This is a genomic window from Halochromatium roseum (assembly GCF_016653315.1).
GTDB classification, from domain to species: Bacteria; Pseudomonadota; Gammaproteobacteria; order Chromatiales; family Chromatiaceae; genus Lamprobacter; species Lamprobacter roseus.
On sequence record NZ_NHSH01000064.1, the window covers coordinates 59,792 to 80,372 of the forward strand.

General features: G+C 61.2%; 18 protein-coding genes. 7 read left to right on the forward strand and 11 right to left on the reverse strand.

The features are described from left to right. Positions 1 to 7: 7 nt before the first annotated feature. From CCR96_RS15885 to CCR96_RS15895, 3 genes are read right to left on the reverse strand one after another with little or no spacing between them, the layout of a single operon-like run. Entirely contained in the window at positions 8 to 3,139 is a 3,132-nt protein-coding gene (locus CCR96_RS15885) for a CusA/CzcA family heavy metal efflux RND transporter (RefSeq protein WP_201221100.1), read from the reverse strand. Continuing rightward, positions 3,136 to 3,459: a hypothetical protein gene (locus tag CCR96_RS15890; RefSeq protein ID WP_201221101.1), complete on the reverse strand. Its 324-nt coding sequence runs from the start codon at positions 3,457 to 3,459 to the stop codon at positions 3,136 to 3,138. The genes CCR96_RS15885 and CCR96_RS15890 overlap by 4 nt, the downstream gene beginning before the upstream one ends. Then, positions 3,446 to 4,828, reverse strand: a complete 1,383-nt coding sequence (locus tag CCR96_RS15895) for an efflux RND transporter periplasmic adaptor subunit (protein ID WP_242519131.1) — start codon at positions 4,826 to 4,828, stop codon at positions 3,446 to 3,448. The genes CCR96_RS15890 and CCR96_RS15895 overlap by 14 nt, the downstream gene beginning before the upstream one ends. Positions 4,829 to 4,991: 163 nt before the next feature. Between CCR96_RS15895 and CCR96_RS15900 the strand changes: the two genes are divergently transcribed. Further along, positions 4,992 to 5,414, forward strand: a complete 423-nt coding sequence (locus tag CCR96_RS15900; RefSeq protein WP_201221102.1) for a c-type cytochrome — start codon at positions 4,992 to 4,994, stop codon at positions 5,412 to 5,414. A gap of 238 nt (positions 5,415 to 5,652) precedes the next feature. Here CCR96_RS15900 and CCR96_RS15905 read toward each other — a convergent pair whose 3' ends face one another. Continuing rightward, positions 5,653 to 5,901 carry a hypothetical protein gene (locus CCR96_RS15905; protein ID WP_201221103.1) on the reverse strand — a complete coding sequence of 83 codons (249 nt, stop codon included), beginning with the start codon at positions 5,899 to 5,901 and terminating at the stop codon, positions 5,653 to 5,655. Positions 5,902 to 6,001: 100 nt separating this feature from the next. On the opposite strand from CCR96_RS15905, the gene CCR96_RS15910 reads away from it, so the two are divergent. After that, positions 6,002 to 6,799 carry an NF038132 family protein gene (locus CCR96_RS15910; RefSeq protein WP_201221104.1) on the forward strand — a complete coding sequence of 266 codons (798 nt, stop codon included), beginning with the start codon at positions 6,002 to 6,004 and terminating at the stop codon, positions 6,797 to 6,799. A 332-nt stretch (positions 6,800 to 7,131) separates the two neighbouring features. Here CCR96_RS15910 and CCR96_RS15915 read toward each other — a convergent pair whose 3' ends face one another. The 3 genes from CCR96_RS15915 to CCR96_RS15925 all read right to left on the reverse strand — a co-directional run bounded on the left by CCR96_RS15915 (position 7,132) and on the right by CCR96_RS15925 (position 10,523). Then, a complete protein-coding gene (locus tag CCR96_RS15915) occupies positions 7,132 to 7,815 on the reverse strand; it encodes a 3'-5' exonuclease (RefSeq protein WP_201221105.1) in 684 nt (227 codons plus the stop codon). Between the two features lie 29 nt (positions 7,816 to 7,844). After that, on the reverse strand, positions 7,845 to 9,782 hold the full coding sequence (locus tag CCR96_RS15920; RefSeq protein WP_201221106.1) for a DUF294 nucleotidyltransferase-like domain-containing protein: 1,938 nt from the start codon (positions 9,780 to 9,782) through the stop codon (positions 7,845 to 7,847). A gap of 189 nt (positions 9,783 to 9,971) precedes the next feature. Next, the gene (locus CCR96_RS15925) at positions 9,972 to 10,523 is read right to left on the reverse strand and encodes a MarR family winged helix-turn-helix transcriptional regulator (RefSeq protein WP_201221107.1); all 552 of its coding nucleotides are present in this window, start codon (positions 10,521 to 10,523) and stop codon (positions 9,972 to 9,974) included. A gap of 327 nt (positions 10,524 to 10,850) precedes the next feature. Between CCR96_RS15925 and CCR96_RS15930 the strand changes: the two genes are divergently transcribed. Further along, positions 10,851 to 11,663: a glycine/sarcosine N-methyltransferase gene (locus tag CCR96_RS15930; protein WP_201221108.1), complete on the forward strand. Its 813-nt coding sequence runs from the start codon at positions 10,851 to 10,853 to the stop codon at positions 11,661 to 11,663. Next, on the forward strand, positions 11,660 to 12,505 hold the full coding sequence (locus CCR96_RS15935; RefSeq protein ID WP_201221109.1) for an SAM-dependent methyltransferase: 846 nt from the start codon (positions 11,660 to 11,662) through the stop codon (positions 12,503 to 12,505). Before CCR96_RS15930 ends, CCR96_RS15935 begins: the two co-directional genes overlap by 4 nt. A 136-nt stretch (positions 12,506 to 12,641) precedes the next feature. Here CCR96_RS15935 and adk read toward each other — a convergent pair whose 3' ends face one another. From adk to CCR96_RS15955, 4 genes are all read right to left on the reverse strand, one after another. Next, positions 12,642 to 13,307: an adenylate kinase gene (gene adk / locus CCR96_RS15940; protein ID WP_201221110.1), complete on the reverse strand. Its 666-nt coding sequence runs from the start codon at positions 13,305 to 13,307 to the stop codon at positions 12,642 to 12,644. 104 nt (positions 13,308 to 13,411) lie between these two features. Next, positions 13,412 to 14,356, reverse strand: coding sequence for an alpha-E domain-containing protein (locus CCR96_RS15945; protein WP_201221111.1), 945 nt, complete (start codon positions 14,354 to 14,356; stop codon positions 13,412 to 13,414). Between the two features lie 106 nt (positions 14,357 to 14,462). Further along, positions 14,463 to 15,980, reverse strand: a complete 1,518-nt coding sequence (locus CCR96_RS15950) for a circularly permuted type 2 ATP-grasp protein (RefSeq protein ID WP_201221112.1) — start codon at positions 15,978 to 15,980, stop codon at positions 14,463 to 14,465. A 303-nt stretch (positions 15,981 to 16,283) separates the two neighbouring features. Beyond that, on the reverse strand, positions 16,284 to 16,832 hold the full coding sequence (locus CCR96_RS15955; protein ID WP_201221113.1) for a cytochrome b: 549 nt from the start codon (positions 16,830 to 16,832) through the stop codon (positions 16,284 to 16,286). Between the two features lie 272 nt (positions 16,833 to 17,104). On the opposite strand from CCR96_RS15955, the gene CCR96_RS15960 reads away from it, so the two are divergent. From CCR96_RS15960 to CCR96_RS15970, 3 genes are all read left to right on the forward strand, one after another. Continuing rightward, on the forward strand, positions 17,105 to 18,028 hold the full coding sequence (locus tag CCR96_RS15960) for a class I SAM-dependent methyltransferase (RefSeq protein ID WP_201221114.1): 924 nt from the start codon (positions 17,105 to 17,107) through the stop codon (positions 18,026 to 18,028). A 532-nt stretch (positions 18,029 to 18,560) separates the two neighbouring features. Continuing rightward, the gene (locus CCR96_RS15965; protein ID WP_201221115.1) at positions 18,561 to 19,517 is read left to right on the forward strand and encodes an AAA family ATPase; all 957 of its coding nucleotides are present in this window, start codon (positions 18,561 to 18,563) and stop codon (positions 19,515 to 19,517) included. Between the two features lie 124 nt (positions 19,518 to 19,641). Next, positions 19,642 to 20,559: a DUF58 domain-containing protein gene (locus CCR96_RS15970; protein WP_201221116.1), complete on the forward strand. Its 918-nt coding sequence runs from the start codon at positions 19,642 to 19,644 to the stop codon at positions 20,557 to 20,559. Positions 20,560 to 20,581 lie beyond the last annotated feature (22 nt).

Sequence of the window (20,581 nt, forward strand, 5' to 3'; positions counted from 1 at the left end):
AGCATAGCTACTCTCCTCGCCGCAACCCCCGCTGCCGCCACAACAGATAGATCGCCGGGATCACGAACAGGCTCAGCAGCGGCGCGGTGATCATGCCGCCAACCATCGGCGCGGCAATGCGGCGCATGACCTCGGAGCCAATGCCGCCGATCAGCATGATCGGCAGCAGCCCGGCGAAGATGGTTGCTACCGTCATCGCCTTGGGCCGGATGCGCAGCACCGCGCCCTCCTCGATCGCACCCTTGAGCTCCTCGACACTGGTCAGCCGGCCCTCCTTGCGCCACTGCTTCAGCGCATTGTCGAGATACACCAACATCACCACGCCGAACTCAGCGGCAACCCCGGCCAGCGCGATGAAGCCCACAGCGACCGCCACCGAGAGGTTGTAGCCGAGCAGATCGATCAGCCAGAAGCCACCGACCAATGAGAACGGCAACGACAACATCACCAGCAACGCCTCGCCACTGCTGCGGAAGGCGAGATAGAGCAGCAGGAAGATGATCGCCAAGGTGACTGGCACGACCTGGGTCAGCCGCTCTCGCGCGCGCTCCATGTACTCATACTGACCGGACCAAGCGAGCGAATAGCCAGGCGGCAGCTCGACCTCGGCGCTCACTACCTGCTTGGCCTCCTCGATCCAACTGCCGAGATCGCGCCCACGGATATCGACGAAGGTCCAGCCGTTCAGCCGCGCGTTCTCGCTCTTGAGCATCGGTGCACCGTCGGCGATCACCACCTCGGCGACCTGCGCCAGCGGGATCTGCGCGCCGGTTGGAGTCACGATCGGCAGCTCGCGCAATTCCTGCACGCTGTCACGCTGCTCGCGTGGGAAGCGCAGGTTGACCGGATAGCGCTCCAAGCCCTCGACGGTCTGCGTCAGGTTGATACCACCGATCGCGGCAGCGACGACCCGGTTGATGTCGTCGACATTGAGCCCGACCCGCGCCGCCGCCAATCGATCCGGCCGAATCTCGACATAACGACCACCGGCGACCCGCTCCGAGAACGCCGAGCTGGTGCCCTCGACCTGCAGCACCGCGCGCTCCACTGCCTGCCCAATGCGCTCGATCTCGGCCAGATCGGGCCCGGCAATCTTGACCCCAACCGGGGTCTTGATGCCGGTGGCGAGCATGTCGATGCGGGTCTTGATCGGCATCACCCAGGCATTGGTCAGACCCGGCAGATCAACGGTCGCATCCAGCTCCTCGATCAGCTTGTCGACCGTCATCCCCTCGCGCCACTCGGACTCCGGCTTGAGCTGGATCAGGGTCTCGATCATGGTCAGCGGCGCCGGGTCGGTCGCGGTGTCGGCGCGACCGATCTTGCCGAACACCCGCTCGACCTCGGGCAGCGTCGCGATCAGCCGATCGGTCTGCTGCAACAACTCCTGCGCCTTGCCGATCGACAGCCCCGGCAGCGTCGTCGGCATGTACATCAGATCGCCTTCGTAGAGATCGGGCATGAACTCGGAGCCCAGCCGCGACAGCGGGATCAGGGTGCTGACCAGCACCAGCAAAGCCGCCAGCAGGGTCGTGTAGGGCCAGCGCAGCACCGCACGCAGCAGCGGCCGATACAGCCAAATGAGCACCCGGTTGAGCGGATTGCGCATCTCATTCGGGATGCGTCCGCGCACCAGATAGCCCATCAGCACCGGCACCAGGGTCACCGCCAGCCCGGCCGCCGCCGCCATCGCATAGGTCTTGGTAAAGGCCAGCGGTGCAAACAGCCTGCCCTCCTGCGCCTGCAGCGTAAACACCGGCAGAAAGCTCAGCGTGATGATCAGCAGCGAGAAGAACAGCGCCGGACCGACCTCGCCCGCCGCCTCGCCGATCACCTGCCAATGTTGCTCACCGCGCGGACGCTCGCCATGCTCGGCCTCGTAGCGCTCCAGATGCTTGTGCGCGTTCTCGATCATCACGATGGCCGCATCCACCATGGCGCCAATCGCGATCGCGATGCCACCGAGCGACATGATGTTGGCGTTAATGCCCTGCAGTTGCATGATGATGAACGCGACCAAGATGCCAAGCGGCAGGCTGATGATCACCACCAGCGATGAACGCAGATGCAGCAAGAAGGCCATACAAACCAGCGCAACGACGATCAGTTCCTCGATCAGCTTGGTCTGCAGATTGTCGACCGCCCCCAGAATCAGCTCCGAGCGATCATAGGTCTCGACGATCTCGACCCCCTTGGGCAGCCCCGCGCGCAACTCATCCAACCGCGCCTTCACCGCCTCGATCGTCGCCAGCGCGTTCTCGCCCGAGCGCATCACGATGATGCCGCCGGTGATCTCGCCCTCGCCGTCCAGATCTGCCACCACTCGGCGCATCTCCGGGCCGATCTGCACCCGCGCGATATCGCGCAGTAGCACCGGCGTGCCCTCCGGTGTGGACTGCACGGCGATCAGCTCGATATCCTCGAGCGAGGTCAGATAGCCGCGCGTGCGCACCATATACTCGGCCTCGGCCAACTCCAGCACCGAGCCGCCGACCTCGCGATTCGCGCCCTGCACCGCCGCCATCACCCGCTGCAGCGGAATGCCATAGGCACGCAGCTTCGAAGGATCAACGACGATCTGATACTGGCGCACCATGCCACCGACCGTCGCCACCTCCGAGACACCCGGCACCGACTGCAGCTCGAACTTCAAGAACCAATTCTGCAGACTGGTCAGCTCGGCCAGGTCATGCTGCCCGGTGCGATCCACCAGCGCATAGCTATAGACCCAGCCAACCCCGGTCGCATCCGGCCCAATCCGCGGCTCGACCCCCTCCGGCAAGGCCGCCGCCGCCTGATTCAGATACTCCAGCACCCGCGCCCGCGCCCAATACAGATCCGTGCCATCCTCGAAGATCACATAGACGAAGGAATCACCAAAGAAGCTGAAGCCGCGCACCACCTTCGCACCCGGCACCGACAGCATCGTCGTCGTGATCGGATAGGTCACCTGCTCCTCGACCACCCGCGGCGCCTGCCCCGGAAAGCGGGTCTTGATAATCACCTGCACATCGGAGAGGTCCGGAATCGCATCCAGCGGCGTCTGCTTCACCGCCAGGATGCCCCAACCGGTCAGCATCACCGCTACCAGCAGCACCAGAAAACGATTGCGAATCGACCAAAGGATGACGGACTTCACAGCACAGCCTCCAGGGCCTGAAATGACCGCTTAAGCCGAATGCCAGCGCCACCATCGAGCACAACGCCGCCCAGCGCCAAACCAGCACCAACGCCGACAAGGGGCGGCCGGGTAGCGCCCGGCGGGGGTGTGCGCAGCAAGGATGCTGCGCTCAAGCCTCCAAGGACGGATTCACGGCGTCCCCCGCCGGGCGCTACCCGGCCGCCCAGACCGCCAAGATCAAGGCCCTGCTCCCCCTGCATTGACAGCAACGCCAGTGCTAAACGGAAACCAAAGCGTCCAGAAACAACACCCGTCTCAACAGCATCAATGGTGCGCATGCGACCCTCCCTCGGCCATTCCGCCACCCGTATTGCTAGCACCGTCCTCGTCACTTGCCCCAGATCCACCGACACCCGACATCCGCTGAAAGCTCGCCTGCAGGTTCGACTCCGAATCGATCAAGAACTGTCCAGAAAGGACGATCTCATCGCCCTCCTCCAGCCCCGACAGGATCTCGACCTCCCCAGCCCGCTGCATCCCAGTGACCACATCCACCGGCTGAAAACGCCCATCCCCGAGCACCCTGACCACCGCCTCCCGCTCCCCGGTCACGATCAGCGCCTCGGCCGGGATCTTCAGCACCTCGCGCTTCGGTCCGCCATAGATCACCACATTGGCAAACATGTTCGGCTTCAGCGCCAGATCCGGATTCTCAAACACCAGCCGCACACGCAGCGTTCGCGACACCGAGTCCAGCTCCGGATAGAGATAATCGACCTCACCCTCCCAGGTCCGCCCAGGTCGCGCCGGCACCTTCATCTCGGCCGTGAGTCCTTCCTCAAGCCAATCGATCTGAGATTCATAGATATCGACCATCACCCAGACCTGGCTTAGATCCGCGATGGTGAACATCTCGCTCGACTCGGTCACATACATCCCATCGCGAGCCATCATCTGGGTGACAATGCCATCGATCGGCGCCCGGATCGGCACCCGATTGCGCGCCTCGCCATCGCGCTGGATCGCCGTGATCACATCATCCGGCACATCCAACAGCCGCAAGATATTGCGCGCCTTGTCCTCACTGACCCGGCGCCGATCCGCGGCATTACGATCCTGCGCCAGCAAGAAATCCACCTGCGCGTTCAGGATCGCCGGTGCATAGAGCTCAGCAAGCTCCTGCCCCGCCCGCACCGGCTCACCCTCCGCACGCAGGCTCAGCGACTCGATCCAGCCCGGCGCACGCGGATGCACATGCGCCAGCCGCGTCTCGTCGTAGGCAATGCGACCCAGCGTCTCGATGTACTTCCAGAGCGTGCCACGCTCGACCGCTGCGGTGCGAACCCCCAGCGTCTGCACCACCGCCGGCGTCAAGGCCACCTCCGGATACTTACCGGTCATCGGGTCCATCATCTTCTTGACCAGATCCATGCCGCAGATCGGGCAGCTGCCCTCCTCATCGCGGATGATCCGCGGATGCATCGGGCAGACATATTTCGGGTCGAGGTGTTTCGCCGCATGTTCCATCGGCGAATCAGCGGCCGCTTCCGCGACCGACTCACTCGGGGTCTCGGTTTCAGCGCCAAGCTCGGCGCCACAGGCAACAAGGCCCATCGACAGCACGAGGGCTAACCAAACTCGAGCTAGGGACAGGGATGGCACTAAAGGACTGTCGTCATGCGGACGACGCGCACGGATGGTCGGCATCAGGTATCTCCGGTCAGGCTGGATGGACGACGTCGACTTGACGTTACCCCCAGTGATACCCCTTGTGGCATCCTAGCCGTCATAGATCAACCGACCAGCCTGCCGCCTGCCGCAAGTCTTGCACGCGACGCGGCGCGCCTGCATTGCCCAGAGCCAGCACTGAATGACCACTGCGAGCCCGATGCGACTGACCCTTTCCGTTCTCCTCATCCTGACAGCTGCCTTCGCTCAAGGCTGTGGTCCTGGCTCTACTGAGCCCGCCGCCGGCTTCGAGATGCCTCGTTTTGCCGACCCGGTGTTGGCTGAAGGCCGCTCAGTGTGGATGGGCACCTGCCGCGCCTGCCATCTGATGGGCGCTGCTGGCGCCCCGGCCGTGACCGATTATCCGAACTGGGAGCCGCGCATCGCCAAGGGCGTGCAGACCCTTTTCAAGAGCCCGATCCACGGCATCAAGGGCGAGGATGGCAACTATAAGATGCCACCGCGAGGCGGCAATGAACGCCTGACCGACCGGCAAATCGAGGCTGCGGTCGAATATATGGTCAACTCGGTCAGATACCTGGAACAACAGCGCCAAACGCGATGACTCTTTGTAGGTTGAAAGCGGCTCCATTTCACAGATACCGCCAAGTCTTACCCCGACTGCTCTCGTTTTCATCATGCTCCAAGCTACTCAAACTGTCAGTTTTTTACACAAAAATCAATTCTGAAGATATACCTTTAAAAACAATAGCTTAAAACCCTGAAAGGAATCAGTCCCACTGATAACTTCAAGTTTTACCCCGTCTGCTCTTGTTTCCAACATCCTCCCAGCCCCCAACCTGTCAGTTTTTTTTACACGAAATCTCTTCTGAAGATAAATCTTTAAAATCAATAAGTTGTAAATTCTGAAACGGATCAGTTTCACTGATATCGCCAAGTTTCCCGCGGCTGCTCTTGTTTTCCTGATCTTCCAAGCTGCCCAATCTGTCAATTTTTTTTACACAAAAATTTCTTTTGGAACTAAAAACAAGATAAAACAATAAGTTAAATATTGGCATAAACAATGCTTTAGTACTCTTGTCGGGATACACGGTGACGCCCGCTCGATTTATTAGGTTGCAGCTTTCGGCGCAAACCTTTGTGTGTGGGCTCAACATCAACTGAATTTCCAAACCTCACGAGGATGACTCTATGTTTTCGAAACGCGTTTCTAGCCTTGCTTTGCTTGCGGCGATCGGCGGCCTAACGTTCGCAACCAACAGTAACGCCCTTGATATTACCGGTTGGACAGGAACCGGCGCCTTCGGCGTCTTGGGTGCGGATGGCGATGTGACGCTGTCGCCTACTGGCAACACCCAATATGGCTACGTCACAACCAACGGAGGGCTCACTGGCGTAGGTAACCTACCCGGTGTTGGCGGAGACGGAGATCCAGAAAACGGCTCCTCCATCATTTCGCCACTCTTCAGTGCCGATGCGGGCGATGCATTGGAGTTTTACTTCAACTACGTGACATCCGACGGCGCGGGCTTTGCAGATTACGCTTGGGCTCAGCTACTCGACGACCTCATGGACCCAGTGTCATTGCTCTTTACAGCTCGCACAACTACTGGTGGAAATACGGTACCTGGAATCAGCATGCCGACTCCAACTGCGACCCTGAACCCGACGAGTACGCCCATCGTAGGCGGTGCACCGACCTGGTCACCGCTTGGAGACCACTCCGATACTTGCTGGAGCACAGGATGCGGCTATACAGGCTGGATTCAGGCCACATACACCATTCCAACTGCCGGCGACTACTACCTCAACTTTGGCGTCACCAATTGGAATGATGCTGACTACGATTCGGGAATGGCCTTTGATGGCGCTACGATCGCCGGCGTCTCGATCGACAACCCTGTGCCGGAACCTTCAGTCCTGGCGCTATTCGGGCTCGGCCTAGCAGGTCTTGGGCTTGCCAAACGACGCAATAGTGCTAAGCGCTAGCTGACGATATCGGACTTGTGCGGCCAATCCTTTTGCTTGAACGAACGTCTGATCTACAGACTCAATGGCTCGCACAAGTCCCACACTCGAACAAGCCATCACATTGACAGCACGACCGTCGTGAGCATCCAGACCCCGTGATTCTGTTTTCGCTCATTAACCGACATTAGATACTGATTATCGATTCTTGTTGTCAATTTTTTACGACGTTCCGCAACTCCTAAGTTCTGTATAACCTCGGCCCTACGGCCGAAGTATGCACATGTTCTATATATTTCACTCAAGTTGCGGCAATCAACCATTGGCCGTTTTCGAAAGTATGCAAGCACTGGCTAACAATTTGATGCTGGCTGACGCAACAGTTCTGCGAGGGTTTCTCGCCCACTGCGCGCAGCCACCCGCAGCAACCTGAGCAAGACCAACGCGGTGAGGAAGGCATCACCGGGCGCCGTATGGCGGTCGTGCGGTACGATCCCGAAGAATCGGCAGAGTCCGTCGAGCGAGAGATCATCGAGCCCCGGCTCAGCGCCAAAGGCCCCATCGTCCAGCAAGGCCAACATCAGCTGGCCCGTATCCAGGTGCCGATTCAGCAGTCGGTCATCGCTATGGCGCGCCAGCGCAGCTTCGATCATGGCCAGATCATGGTTGATGTGATGGCCAACAATGACCCCATCACCGAGATAGCCCAACAGGGCTGAGAGCGCATCGGATTCCTCCAGTGCATGCTCTGTCTCGGCGCGCGTAATGCCATGCACCAAGGTCGCCGCGGTGTTGAAACGCACCCGCAACAAGATCTCGAGGCGATCGCTGAGATCCACCTCCCCCTCGGTGATCGCGATCGCGCCAATGCTGACAATCCGATGCCGCCTCGGATCAAGCCCAGTCGTCTCGCAGTCAAGCACGCAGAAGCGCACCTGCTCGAGTCGGTCAGTGTCGCTCCAGGTCGGCGCGAAGGCAGCCCGATAGTCGGCGAGCGCGCGGTCGAGCGGCGTCTGATCGCTCCTCTGATCGCTCATCTGTCGCTGATCGCTCATCAAAGGCCCGTTCATCGGCGTCGCGTGGCGCCATAACGCTTGCCCATGTACTCCATTAACTGCAACACGGTTCGAAAGCCGGATTTGAGCAGATTCTGCTCGAGTCGCGTCAAGGTTGAAGGCTCGACCTGACTGCCATCACAATGCCCAGCGAGGCCCGCGCGGGTGCGATAAAACAGCGCATTGCGGAAGGCAGCGATGGTCTCGTTGACCAATAGGACGGCATCGTTATCATCTGGCGTCAACGCCTGCAAGCGTTCAAGCGTACCGACCGGATGATCGATCCCGGCATCAAGCGCCAGGGCACGCGCAAGATCAACCACCGGCTGCAAGGTAGCCCGCTGGAGATCCAGGGTTTCGGTATAGCGGCCATTGTCGTCGATGACCAAGCCGCGGAAGAAGGTCAAGGGTGGCAAGTTGGCCATGGAATCCGCCACCAGCAGGGACACGAACCCCGTGCTGTGGTCCTTTTCGCGATGAATGTGTTGCTGCAGACGGTTCACGAGGCTGCAATCGCCATGCACTGGGCGCAGATCAAAGAACGAGGTCGCCCGATAGACACAGCTCTCGATCGGATCCTGAATCCAGTGGCTGAAGCCGATCTCCCACTCGTTGATCGAACGGCAAGCGCTTGGATGGCCGGAGACGATGCCTTTAGCGGTGCTGACGAAGCCACAGGCGGCCAAGGCCGAGCTGACCCGGCGTCCAAGCTCGAGGAAATAGCTGCGTGCCGCGCGGCGCTGGTTGGGCTCGGGCTCGTCGTAGATGAGTCCGTGATCGAGGTCGTAGAGGGTCGTCAGCTCGCCGCGGCCGGCCGAGCCAAAGAACACCCAACAGTGTTTGAGATCGGGTATCGCATGACCCTCGGCGAGCAAGGCTCCCTCTACTAGCACCACCACCCGACGCAGTACCGCGGCATAGAGCGCGGTCGCCATCGGCGCAAGCCAGCGCAGGGACTCAGCGTCGGTCAGACCACCAGCGATAAAGGTCTGTCCCTGAACCAGCAGGCGAGACAGCTCGTAGATGCCACCCGCGCGCGCCATGTCCTCGACAATGGCGAGGGGTGCCGCGGCCTCGATCCGCGTCAGATCACGCCTGGCCAGCACTGAGCACACCTTGCCCTGCGGCGAGCCATCATCGGTCAGCACCAGATGCTCGACCTGAAGCTCGAGCATCCGTGTTAGATAGTCGCCGGCGGGCAAGCCGATGCGCAAGGTGTCGGCAACGGGGGCCATCAACTGCATCGCGGGGGCGTCGAGCGGCAACTCACCGCTCGCCACCCGGTCACTGAGTACACGTGTCGAGACCAGCCCCCGCGCCATGCCTTCGGCATCAATCACCACTGCCGCCGCTCCAGGCGGCTGATCCGCCAAGCTCGCGGCGACGGCACGCACTGGCGTCTCGAGTCCGCAGGTTACCGCGGAGGGCGGTTCATGGACGCGTTTCGCCATCCAGTCGACGGGTCGTCGGCCCAGACGAAGCTCATCGGAGCGGGTCGAATCGCCCTCGAGCCCCGGCGGCGCGATCGCGACCGTGAAATAGGCAGCCAGGTAATGGCTGGCGCGCGGATGCCGCTTGATCTGCTCCCAGAGCGGCGCCGCCGGCAAGGCATAGAGGATGACCTCAGTCTCAGTGCGCGCGGTGTAGGTATGCTCGACGATGCCGAGATAGCGACCAACGCCGAGCAGGTCGCCCTCACCGCGCACGTCGCGTAAGACCTCTTTGGCACCACTCTCGTCGTAGTCGACCAAGCGCACCACGCCCTGCTGGATCACATAGACGTAGGGCCGGCGCTTCTGGCCGCGCTCGAACACCAGCTCGCCATCCTCATGGAAGAGCACGCGGCCGCCCGCAACCAGCTCGAGCAGTTCCGACTCATCGAGATACTGAAACGGCGGATGGCGGCGCAAGAAATCGGCAACGCGGTAGGCAATGCTAGCGGTCTTCACGGGCTCGCAGTGATAAAGATTAGCGCGATCCAGACGACCGCGAGCGGCATACTAGCCCAAGTCGGCACGCAAGGGGCATTCATGCCGCGCGCGGGTGCTCTGCCGGCCGCTTTAAATAACATGACACAGGGCCGACTCAAGCCGATCTCGACTCCCTGGCTGCAAGTCTCTGGCCTCCACTGTCTGACTTCAAATGCCTGGCGGGTCAAGCATCGGCGCGATCCCATGAGCGTCGCTCGCGGCCGGCATCGGGTCATCGCCTGAGGCAACCGGCTCAGCAGCCAGCACCGGCGATGCATCGAGCTGCTCTACCCCCATCAGGGTCGTGATCCGCTGCAGCGACGAGATCAGCAGGCTTTGCTCCCACTCTTCGAGTGCCTGAAAGCGCTGCACAAAGGCCTCCTGCAGCAACGGCGGCGAGCGCGACATGATCGCAACCGCCTTGTCGGTCGCGCTGACCATGACCCGCCGCCGGTCCTCGCTGCTGCGCACCCGCGCCACCAGCTCCCGACTCTCCAACCGATTGAGAATATCGGTCACTGTGGCTTGGCTCAGGCTGACACGCTTGGCGACCGTACCAACTGAAGCGCCACCCAAATCGATGATGGCCTTTAACACCAGAGCCTGCGGCGCGGTCAGTCCATGGCTGCGCTCCAACTGCCGTGAGTGGAGGCCAACCGCACGAATGACCCGTCTCAGGGCCACCAACACGTCGTCACAGCGACTATCTAACGTCGTCATCGTCATCAATCCGCCAACATTCGGTCACAAAATAAATCTTAGAGGCTTTCACTGACTGATGGCCTCGAAGAACCAAAATAAAATCAGCAAAATACGGTTTCCCCAGGAACGCCCTCGCACAGAAAACCCTAGCAACAGCGTTCCAAAAGCTTTGGGTACGATGTACTATACCGCCCTCTTCGCCGTTCTTTCGCACATCCTCGATGCTGCACAGAACGGCTCACTCGCTCGCGAGCCACCGTATCGCCTAGCGCTGCCAAACGCCCTTGCGCCTTGGCTCGGGGTTTCGCGCAGCCCATCCGCAGCCCATCTCTAGGGAGCCAGACCATGCAGCAACCATCAACTCGACAAGATTACGGTTCTGATCCGCTTGCTGTCCGCGACAGCGAAAAGTATCAAGAAGAATACATCGAGGGCTTCGTTGACAAGTGGGACGAGCTCATCGATTGGGACGCACGCGCAAAGGCCGAAGGCCAGTTCTTCATCGAACAATTACGCGAGCGCGGCGCAAAGAAGGTGCTCGATGTCGCCGCCGGCACCGGTTTTCACTCGGTTCAGTTGCTCGAGGCCGGATTCGAGGTCACCACGGCAGACGGCAGCCCTGTCATGCTGGCCAAGGCGTTCGAGAACGCACGCCGCCGTGGCCACATCCTGCGCACCATCCATGCCGACTGGCGCTGGCTGAACCAGAGCGTCCACGACCTCTACGATGCCGTCATCTGCCTCGGAAACTCTTTTACTCACCTGCATGAAGAACTCGACCGCCGCAAGGCCTTGGCCGAATTCTATGCCACGCTGCGCCACGACGGCGTGCTGATCCTAGACCAGCGCAACTATGACGCCCTGCTCGACCATCAGGTCCAGCCGACCCACAACTACTACTACTGCGGCGACAACGTGCGCGCCGAGCCCGAGCATGTTGACGACTCGCTCGCTCGATTCAAATACAGCTTCAGCGACGGCTCTGCATACCACCTGAACATGTTTCCGCTGCGCAAGGCCTATGTGCAACGGCTGATGCGCGAGGTTGGTTTCCAGCGTGTCGACACCTACGGTGACTTCCAAGAGACCTACCGCGACACTGAGCCCGATTTCTTTATCCATTGCGCCGAGAAGGCTTACCTAGGAGGCAACGGATGAGTCAACCGTATTCAGAGGCTGTCGAGACCGCTCGCGGTTATTACAACAGCGAAGACGCCGACAACTTCTATTTCCACATCTGGGGCGGCGAAGATATCCACATCGGACTCTACGAGCACGCCGATGAGCCCATCGCAACAGCCTCGGCCAGGACGGTCGAGCGCATCGCCGACCGCATTGCCGCACCGCTGTCGCAGCCTGACGCACGCGTGATCGACCTCGGCTCCGGCTATGGCGGTGCCGCACGCCATCTCGCTAAACGCTTCGGCTGCCAGGTTCTGGCACTGAATCTCAGCGAGGCGGAGAACCAACGTAGCCGGCAGATGAATCAGGCCGCGGGCCTCGACCACCTCATCGAGGTCGTCGATGCGAGCTTCGAGGAGATTCCTGCGCCCGATGCGAGATTCGACATCGCCTGGTCGCAGGATGCCATCCTCCACTCAGGCCATCGCGATCAGGTCATGTCGGAGGTCGATCGGGTCTTGAAGCCCGGCGGCGAGTTGATCTTCACCGACCCGATGCAGGCCGACGACTGCCCCGCGGGCGTGCTGCAGCCGATCTTCGACCGCATTCATCTGTCTAGCCTCGGCTCGTTCGCGTTCTATCGCGAGCAGGCGAGACGCTTGGGCTGGGAAGAGATCGAGGTCGTCGATCTCACCGAGAATCTCATCACCCACTATGCGCGGGTGGCCGATACCCTGCGCGAGCAGCGCGATCACCTCAAGGGCAAGGTCTCGGAAGACTACATCGAGCGCATGCTCACCGGACTCGGCCATTGGGTCGAGGGCGGCCGCAATGGCTACCTGAGCTGGGGCATCATGCACTTCCGCAAGCCTGCCTGAAACCCTTCGGAGCGCCGTCTGCAGACCTCGTCATGAGCGGCTGAACGAGCACAGCCGCACCGTCGCGGCTCCGCTTGGCCAGGGATGGGCCAGCAACAGCGGGCCGGTAGCATGCCGACCCGCTGCCTAACTCGCTCTAGCTCGCGTTCGCCTCCAGCCCGGCGATGATCTTGTCACGAATCGCCTCAACGCCGCCGACACCTTCAACACGAAGATAGCGTGGCGCACCCTCACCGCCCTTATCAGCCCAGGCCGAGTAGTAGGAGATCAACGGTTCGGTCTGATCGTGATAGACCTTCAGCCGCGCGCGCACCGTCTCTTCCTTATCGTCGTCGCGCTGCACCAGCGGCTCGCCGGTCTCGTCGTCCTTGCCCTCCTCCTTCGGTGGGTTGTACTCGATGTGGTAGGTTCGCCCGGAGGCTGGATGCACGCGGCGCCCAGACATGCGCTTGATGATCTCTTCATCAGGGACGTCGATCTCGACGACCGCGTCGATCGGCACCCCCACCTCCTTCAAGGCATCCGCCTGCGCCAAGGTCCGCGGGAAACCATCGAACAGGAAGCCATTCTCGCAGTCGGGCTCGGTGATCCGCTCCTTGACCATCCCCATGATGATCTCGTCGGAGACCAGCCCTCCCTCATCCATGATCTTCTTCGCCGCCAGCCCAAGCTCAGTACCCGCATTGACGTGAGAGCGCAGCATGTCCCCGGTCGAGATCTGCGGGATGTTGAACTGTTTCTTGATATAGCCCGCCTGAGTGCCTTTTCCAGCACCCGGTCCGCCAAGCAGGATGACGCGCATGAACTCTTGCCTCCAGTGGTGTTAAGTCGACAAGATAGGCTGCCACAGTGGCCCCGCCACGGCAATTACAAAGCGAAGTCCCAATGCGCCAGCGCTTGCTGTTCTTAGGCAGCTCCGGCTGAAACCAGCGGCGGAAACCAGGTCTGCACGATCTCTTGGTGGAGATCACCGATACCGAGCTGAAGCTCATCGACAAACTCATGCAGATCCTTTTGGCTGAAACGCTCGGGCTCGGCCGCATCCAGCGCACGCGACAGACGCCCGTTGACGCGCAGACAGGCCTCGTTACGCGGCAGACGCTCGAGACAGATGCGGCTGTGGTCGATACACCAGCGCAGCGAACGCGGAAACCGAGCACTCTTGAAGATGAAACCCAGCACCGGACCGCGTTGGACCCGAATCTGGGTGCTGCGCCGATACATCTGATAAGCGGTCAGCGATTTCAGCACACTGACCCACTGAATGTTGTCGTAGGGGCGCACCTCGTCGGCATCTGGCAGCAGCGCGGCCGAGTGCACATCAGCGATCCTTGTGGTCATATCGGCACGCTCGATGTAGCGCCCGAGGCTCAAGAACTCGAAGCCCTGATCGTGCAGCATGGTGCCATCGAGCAAACCATTGATCAGCTGACTGCTGGTGATCAGCCCACGCAGATAGGGGTGACGGCCGTTCTTGGTCAGCCCCTTCTGCAACCCCTCACGCGCATAGAGGGTCAGGCCGTTGATCTGTTCCCAGGCCTCGCGCGGAACGAAATCACGGATGGTGCGGCAATTCTCGCGCGCCGCCTCGAGGGCCGAGAGGATCGAGCCCGGGTGGCGCTCATCGCCGAGCAGGAAACGCATCACCTGGCGCTCGCCGTAGTCTTTGTAATGCTCCTCGAAGAGCTCGTGCGCGCCGGTAATATCGACCAGGGGCTTCCAGCCGGGCGCGATGCCCTTGGGCAGATCTAGCAACAGATTGGCGTTGACGTTGACGATGCGGGCGGTGTTCTCGGCGCGCTCGATATAGCGAGCGAGCCAGTAGAGGTTCTCAGCGACGCGGGAGAGCATGGCGAATCTAGATCTCGCTAACGGAGGGATACTCTGGACTCAGGGACGAACGAGCGTGTTTTCGGGGCCTGCTTTCGGGGCCTGCTTTCGGGGCCTATTTTCCGGATCAGCCTGAAGCCGTTTGTGACTGGCGTTGACTGGTCTCGCCCTGGGCCTGCTCGTAGGTCTCGCTGGCGACGTCCTGCGGCAAGATCCAGGTATCCTTGCTGCCGCCGCCCTGCGATGAATTGACCACCAACGAGCCCTTGCGCAACGCGACGCGGGTCAGCCCGCCCATGGTCACCTGCTGGCGATCAGAAGACAGGATGAAGGGGCGCAAGTCGACATGGCGCGGTTCGAGACGATCCTTGATCACGGTCGGCACCGTCGAGAGCTTGAGGGTCGGCTGGGCGATATAATTGCGCGGGTCTTTCTTGATCGCAGCCGCCATCCGGTCGCGCTCGGCCTGGGTCGAGGCCGGTCCGACCAACATGCCATAACCGCCGGACTCGTTGGCTGGCTTCACCACCAGCTCCGCCATGTGCTCGAGCACATATTGCAGCGCATCCGGCTCCATGCAGCGATAGGTCGGCACGTTCGGCACGATCGGCGCTTGGTCGAGATAGTATTTGATGATCTCAGGCACAAAGGCGTAGACGACCTTATCATCAGCAACGCCAGCACCGGGCGCATTGGCGAGCGCGACATTGCCCGCCTTCCAGGCGCGCATCAGGCCGGCAACACCCAATGCCGAGTCCTCGCGAAAAGACTCGGGATCAAGAAACAGATCATCGACGCGCCGATAGATCACATCCACCCGCGCTGGCCCATCGACCGTGCGCATGTAGCAGCAATCGTCATCATCGACAAACAGATCGCGGCCTTCGACCAGTTCCGCGCCCATCTGCTGCGCCAGATAGGCATGCTCGAAGTAGGCCGAGTTGTAGATGCCGGGTGTCAGCACGACGACCTCTGGGTACTCGGCCGGCCGCGGCGAGAGCGAGGCAAGGGTGTCGAACAATTGCGATGGATAGTCATCCACCGGCAATGGCGCATAGTGCTCGAATAGCTCGGGGAAGACGCGCTTGGTCACCAGTCGATTCTCGAGCATGTAAGAGACGCCCGAGGGCACTCGCAGATTGTCCTCCAGCACATAGAGCGTGCCATCGGCATCGCGCACCAGGTCAGAGCCACAGATATGCGCCCAGATGCCGAAAGGCGGGTCGATGCCCACGCATTGCGGCCGGAAGTTGACCGATTTTGCCAGCACATCCTTAGGAAACACTTTGTCCTTGACGATGCGCTGGTCATGATAGAGGTCGTCGATGAACAGGTTCAGCGCCTGCACGCGCTGCTTCAGCCCAAGCTCGACTTGGCGCCACTCCCGCTCCGGGATCACCCGCGGAATCACATCAAAGGGCCAGGCGCGGTCAATCGCCCCGCCCTCCTCCGAGTACACCGTGAAGGTGATCCCCATCTCCTTGATCGAGACCTCGGCGGCCAATTGGCGCGCCATCAGCTCGTCACCGCCGAGCGCCTGAATATCCGCCGCCAAGGCATCGACCTCGGGGCGTGGCTCGCCGCGTGCCGCGAGCAGTTCATCGTAGAAACCATCGCAATCGTAGTCGGTCCAGTCGATCTCCATGGGCGCCGTCGTCAACCTCGATACTGTTGTGGCGGGTACAAAACCGCGGCCGGGTGCCTGATTGTTACCGCTTCAGGCGGCAGCGTCCAATCTTGTATCGGCCTAGCGCCATGTTCGCAAACCTAAGGCTCATGGCGTGGTGCCACTCCGGACAAATGAATCACATAAGATTCAAGTCAAGCCTAGCAAGCCTTTCTTAGGAAACGCCGCAAACGCGTCGAGATCAGCTCTCCAATCTCCGCCGCGAGCCTATGACGGCTCGCGGCGACTCCAGGCCGAACTCGATGACAGCCTGAGCCAGGCTCAGGGCAGACTGATGCGCTTCATGATCCCGTCTTTCAACTTCCAATGCTTGAGACCGGCACCGATATGCAGCAGTAAGACGGCCAGCAGGACCGCACCGCCAATGCCGTGCATCAGGAACAGCTGTTCACCAAGCTCTTTATTGGCCGGATCGAGGCCCGGCTGCGACCAACCGAAGAACTGAATCGGAAACCCGCTGATCGCCGTCGCCAGCCAGCCGCCAACCGGAATGCCGATCAACAGCAGATACATCAGCACATGGGTGGTTGTACTCACAACGCGCTCCGCACCTGTAAGCGGGGTCTGATACTCAGGCGCCGGTGAGAATCGAAACAGCAACAAGCGCAACACCACCAGAAAGAACAGCAGAATCCCAAAGCTCTTGTGGGCCATGTAGAAGGTGTTGGTCAGCTCATCTCCGAATAGACCGTTGACGCCTTCGTAGCCAAGGCCCCAGAAGGTGAAGCCCATCGCCAGCAGCCCGAAGATCAACAGAGCGATCAACCAGTGCAGCAGCCGCTGCACGAACGAGTAGCGTGTTTTTGCCATCAGAAGTCTCTCCTTCGTTCATCAAAGTGTCAGCGCATTTACCACGAAATACGACCGGCAACGCAAGGGGGCAACGCAATCCTCGCCAGAATCTTTAGTCCCATCTGGCTTCCGTCTGGCTTCCGTCTGGCTTCCGATCGGTTACCGCGAAACCCACCCGTTCGGCGCCCGCAGTCGGCAGTCCGGCGACTCACCGCTGCCACTTCTCAGCGATTGCCCCAATCATCGACGCCTGTCGACGTCCCTTAAACACCAAGCGACAAAGGCCGCTCATGCCGCACCTCGATCAAGCCCAACAAGCCAATGCTCCTGCTACTCGCTCTCGAGCCGGGGAAACCTTCCGCTACATCAACTGGCTGTTCAATCCCTACCAGCGGCTCGATGTGCCTGCCATCTACGACCTGCTCTCGACACGCGCGGCGACCGAGCGCGCGCTCTATCTCAATCTGGGCTATTGGCGAGATGCGACGGATCTCGACTCTGCCAGCAATGCGCTCGCGGATCTGCTCGCTGACGCGGCGCAGCTCTCGCCTGGCGACCAACTGCTCGATGTCGGCTATGGTTTCGCCGACCAAGACATGCGCTGGTCCGAACGCTATCAGCCGGCACAGATCATCGGCCTCAATCTGACCCAGTCACAGGTCGAGATCGCGCGCCAACGCGTCGCCGAGCGCGGACTGAGCGAGCAGATCGATCTCCGCCAAGGCTCAGCGACCGCGATGGACCTGCCCGATGCGTCAGTCGACAAGGTGATCGCTTTGGAATGCGCGTTCCACTTTCGCTCCCGTGAGCAGTTCCTGCGCGAGGCCTTCCGTGTGCTCCGCCCAGGCGGGCGCATCGCCATCGCCGATATCTTGCCGCGACCCGCACAAGGCAGCGCCTGGCAACGCTTCAAGCGCAAGACATCCTGGGCCTTGGTCGCAGGCAAGTTCTCGATCCCTTGGGACAATGCCTATCCCATCCCGACCTATCACGCCAAGCTGAAGCTGCGGGGTTATGAGCAGATTCGCGTCGAGTCGATCAGAGATCAGGTCTATGCACCGCTTCACCACTGGCTGCGCGCGCACCGCGACAGCCTCCAACGGCTGCATCCGGTCGCACGCTTTGCCGCCAAGCTTGCGCTGCGCCGCGCCCCGGAAACGCTGTACGCCGGCTTGGACTACGTTGTCGCGACCGCGGTCAAGCCGGTGCGCTGACCCTCATCGCGTCATTCTTCGAACTCGTGACACGCGATGGCGAGCACCCGTTGACCAGCCGGCGTATCAACCACTTAGCATTTTTTCAACAGACCTGTGGATAAGTCTGTGGGAAAGATAAGTACAAACGTGCCAAACGCCCGTCTTCTCTGCCCCGACGACAGATTGACGCATTTTTGACCAGATGCATAACCCATTGTTTTTACGTTGGTGAATTCGAAACCCTGAGCACACTGAGGTATGCTGAACGTGCGGCAAGCAACCCCATTGACTCAATGTGGACAACTAACCAGGCTAGAACCGCGAGCGGCTGACTTGTCCACTGTCTTCGGCATCACGCGACCAGGACGATCAGCCTTCACACTCGGTTCAAGGGGTTGCCGGTCAGGCCGATGCAAGCTTGCGCGACCCGACTAAACCGCTCAGGATAGCGCCGCTCGGCGGCGGAGCCTGGGACACCCCCGGCGCTCGCTATTCACCATCCTGTCGCCCTATGCCTCGTCCCTATCCGCAGGAAGTCAAACAAACCGGCATGACACCAGACGCGCTTCAACCCGTTCGCGATCACATCGCCTCGCGCATCATTGGCCAGCAGCGCTTCGTCGATAGCATGCTGGTTTGCCTGCTCAGCGACGGCCATCTGTTGGTCGAAGGCATGCCCGGCCTGGCCAAGACCACCGCTGTGAAGGCCCTCGCCGATGCCATCGAAGGCGACTTCCATCGCATCCAGTTCACGCCCGACCTGCTGCCCTCGGACCTGATCGGCACCGACATCTACCGCCACGAGAAGGGCGAGTTCGAGTTCCGCGAAGGGCCGCTGTTCCACAATGTCTTGCTCGCCGATGAGGTCAACCGCGCCCCGGCCAAGGTGCAGTCGGCGCTGCTCGAGGCGATGGCCGAGCAGCAGATTACGGTCGGCCAGCGCACCTACCCGCTGCCCGATCTGTTCATGGTCTTGGCGACCCAGAATCCGGTCGAGCAAGAAGGCACCTATCACCTGCCCGAGGCCCAGCTCGACCGCTTTCTGATGCAGGCCGTGGTCACCTACCCGACCCGCGACGAGGAGCTACTGATCCTCGAACTCGATGCCAACGAGCAGCAGCGCACTGAGGTCATTCCGCCGAAGCGGCTCAGCCAGCAGGAACTGTTCGCCATGCGGCGCGCGGTCTCGGCGATCTATCTCGATCCGAAGCTGCTCAGTTACATCGTCGATCTGGTCCAGGCCACGCGCCAGCCAAAGCTTTACGATGACTCACTCGCGCGCTGGTGCCGCTTTGGTGGCTCGCCGCGTGCCAGCATCGCCTTGGCCCGCTGCGCCCGCGCCCGCGCCTGGCTCGATGGCGATGACTTCGTCGCCCCGCACCATATCCAGCTGATCGCCCCCGAGGTGTTGCGCCATCGCCTGCTGCTCACCTTCGAGGCCGAGGCCGAGGGCATCACCACCGATGAGTTCATCAACCGACTGCTGAACCTGGTCGCCATCCCCTGATGAGGCCTGTCACGGCAGGCATCATGATCGGCGTCCTAGCCGACGTCCTAGCCGACGTCCTAGCCGACGTCATGGTGGCAGGAGTCACCGTCATCGGTCCGATTAAGCCAGGCTTGCTCAACAGATGAGTCTCTATCCTCGCCTCGACGACCTGCTCGAGCTCAGACACCAAGCCCACACCCTCGGTGTCTCCTCGCATCATCTGGTCAACTCGACCTTTGCCGGGCTCTATGCGTCGGTGTTCCGCGGTGCGGGCGTCAACTTCGAGGAGGTGCGGGAATACCGCGAAGGCGACGACATCCGCTATATGGACTGGAAGGTCACCGCGCGGATCAATGAGCCGCACCTGAAGGTCTTCCGCGAGGAGCGTGAGCGCAGCGTGGTGCTCTGCGTCGATCGCGGCCCGCACATGGCCTTCGGCACCCGCGGCACCTTCAAGGGCGTACAGGCAGCGCGAGCGGCGGCGCTGATCGGCTGGGCCGCGAGCCGGCTGCAAGACCGAGTCGGTGGCATGGCCTTCGGTGATCCACAGCAAGGCCTGCAGCACTTCCGCCCGGCACGCGGTCGGCGCGCGCTCTGGCAGCTGCTGCGTACCTTGACCCTGCCCGGCTCAGCCGAAAGCGCCTCGATCGACTGCCTCGCCGAGGCGCTGAAGCGCGCCTCCCGTGGCTTGCCGACGGGATCGTTGATCTTCGTCATCGCCGACCTCAACCGCGAGGCACGCAATCTTGAATCGGTACTCGGCAACCTCCGGCAACGCAGCTCGGTGGTATTGATCCCGGTTGATGATCCGGCCGATCGCGAGATCCCAGCGATGGGCAAGGTCAGCTTCCGCGGCACCGATGGCCGTCTGATCGAGATCGATACCGATGACAGCCAGGCACAAACCGCCTACCGCGAGGCCTGGAGACAGCGCCGCGCCACCCTATCCGCCCTTGCCAACCGCTTGAATATCATCCTGATGCCGATCCACACCGAGCAAGACATCCACGCCAGCCTGATCAGCGGCCTCGAGCAACGCGCGCGCTCACGCGCCATCTGATTGCCTGACCATTTGACGCACC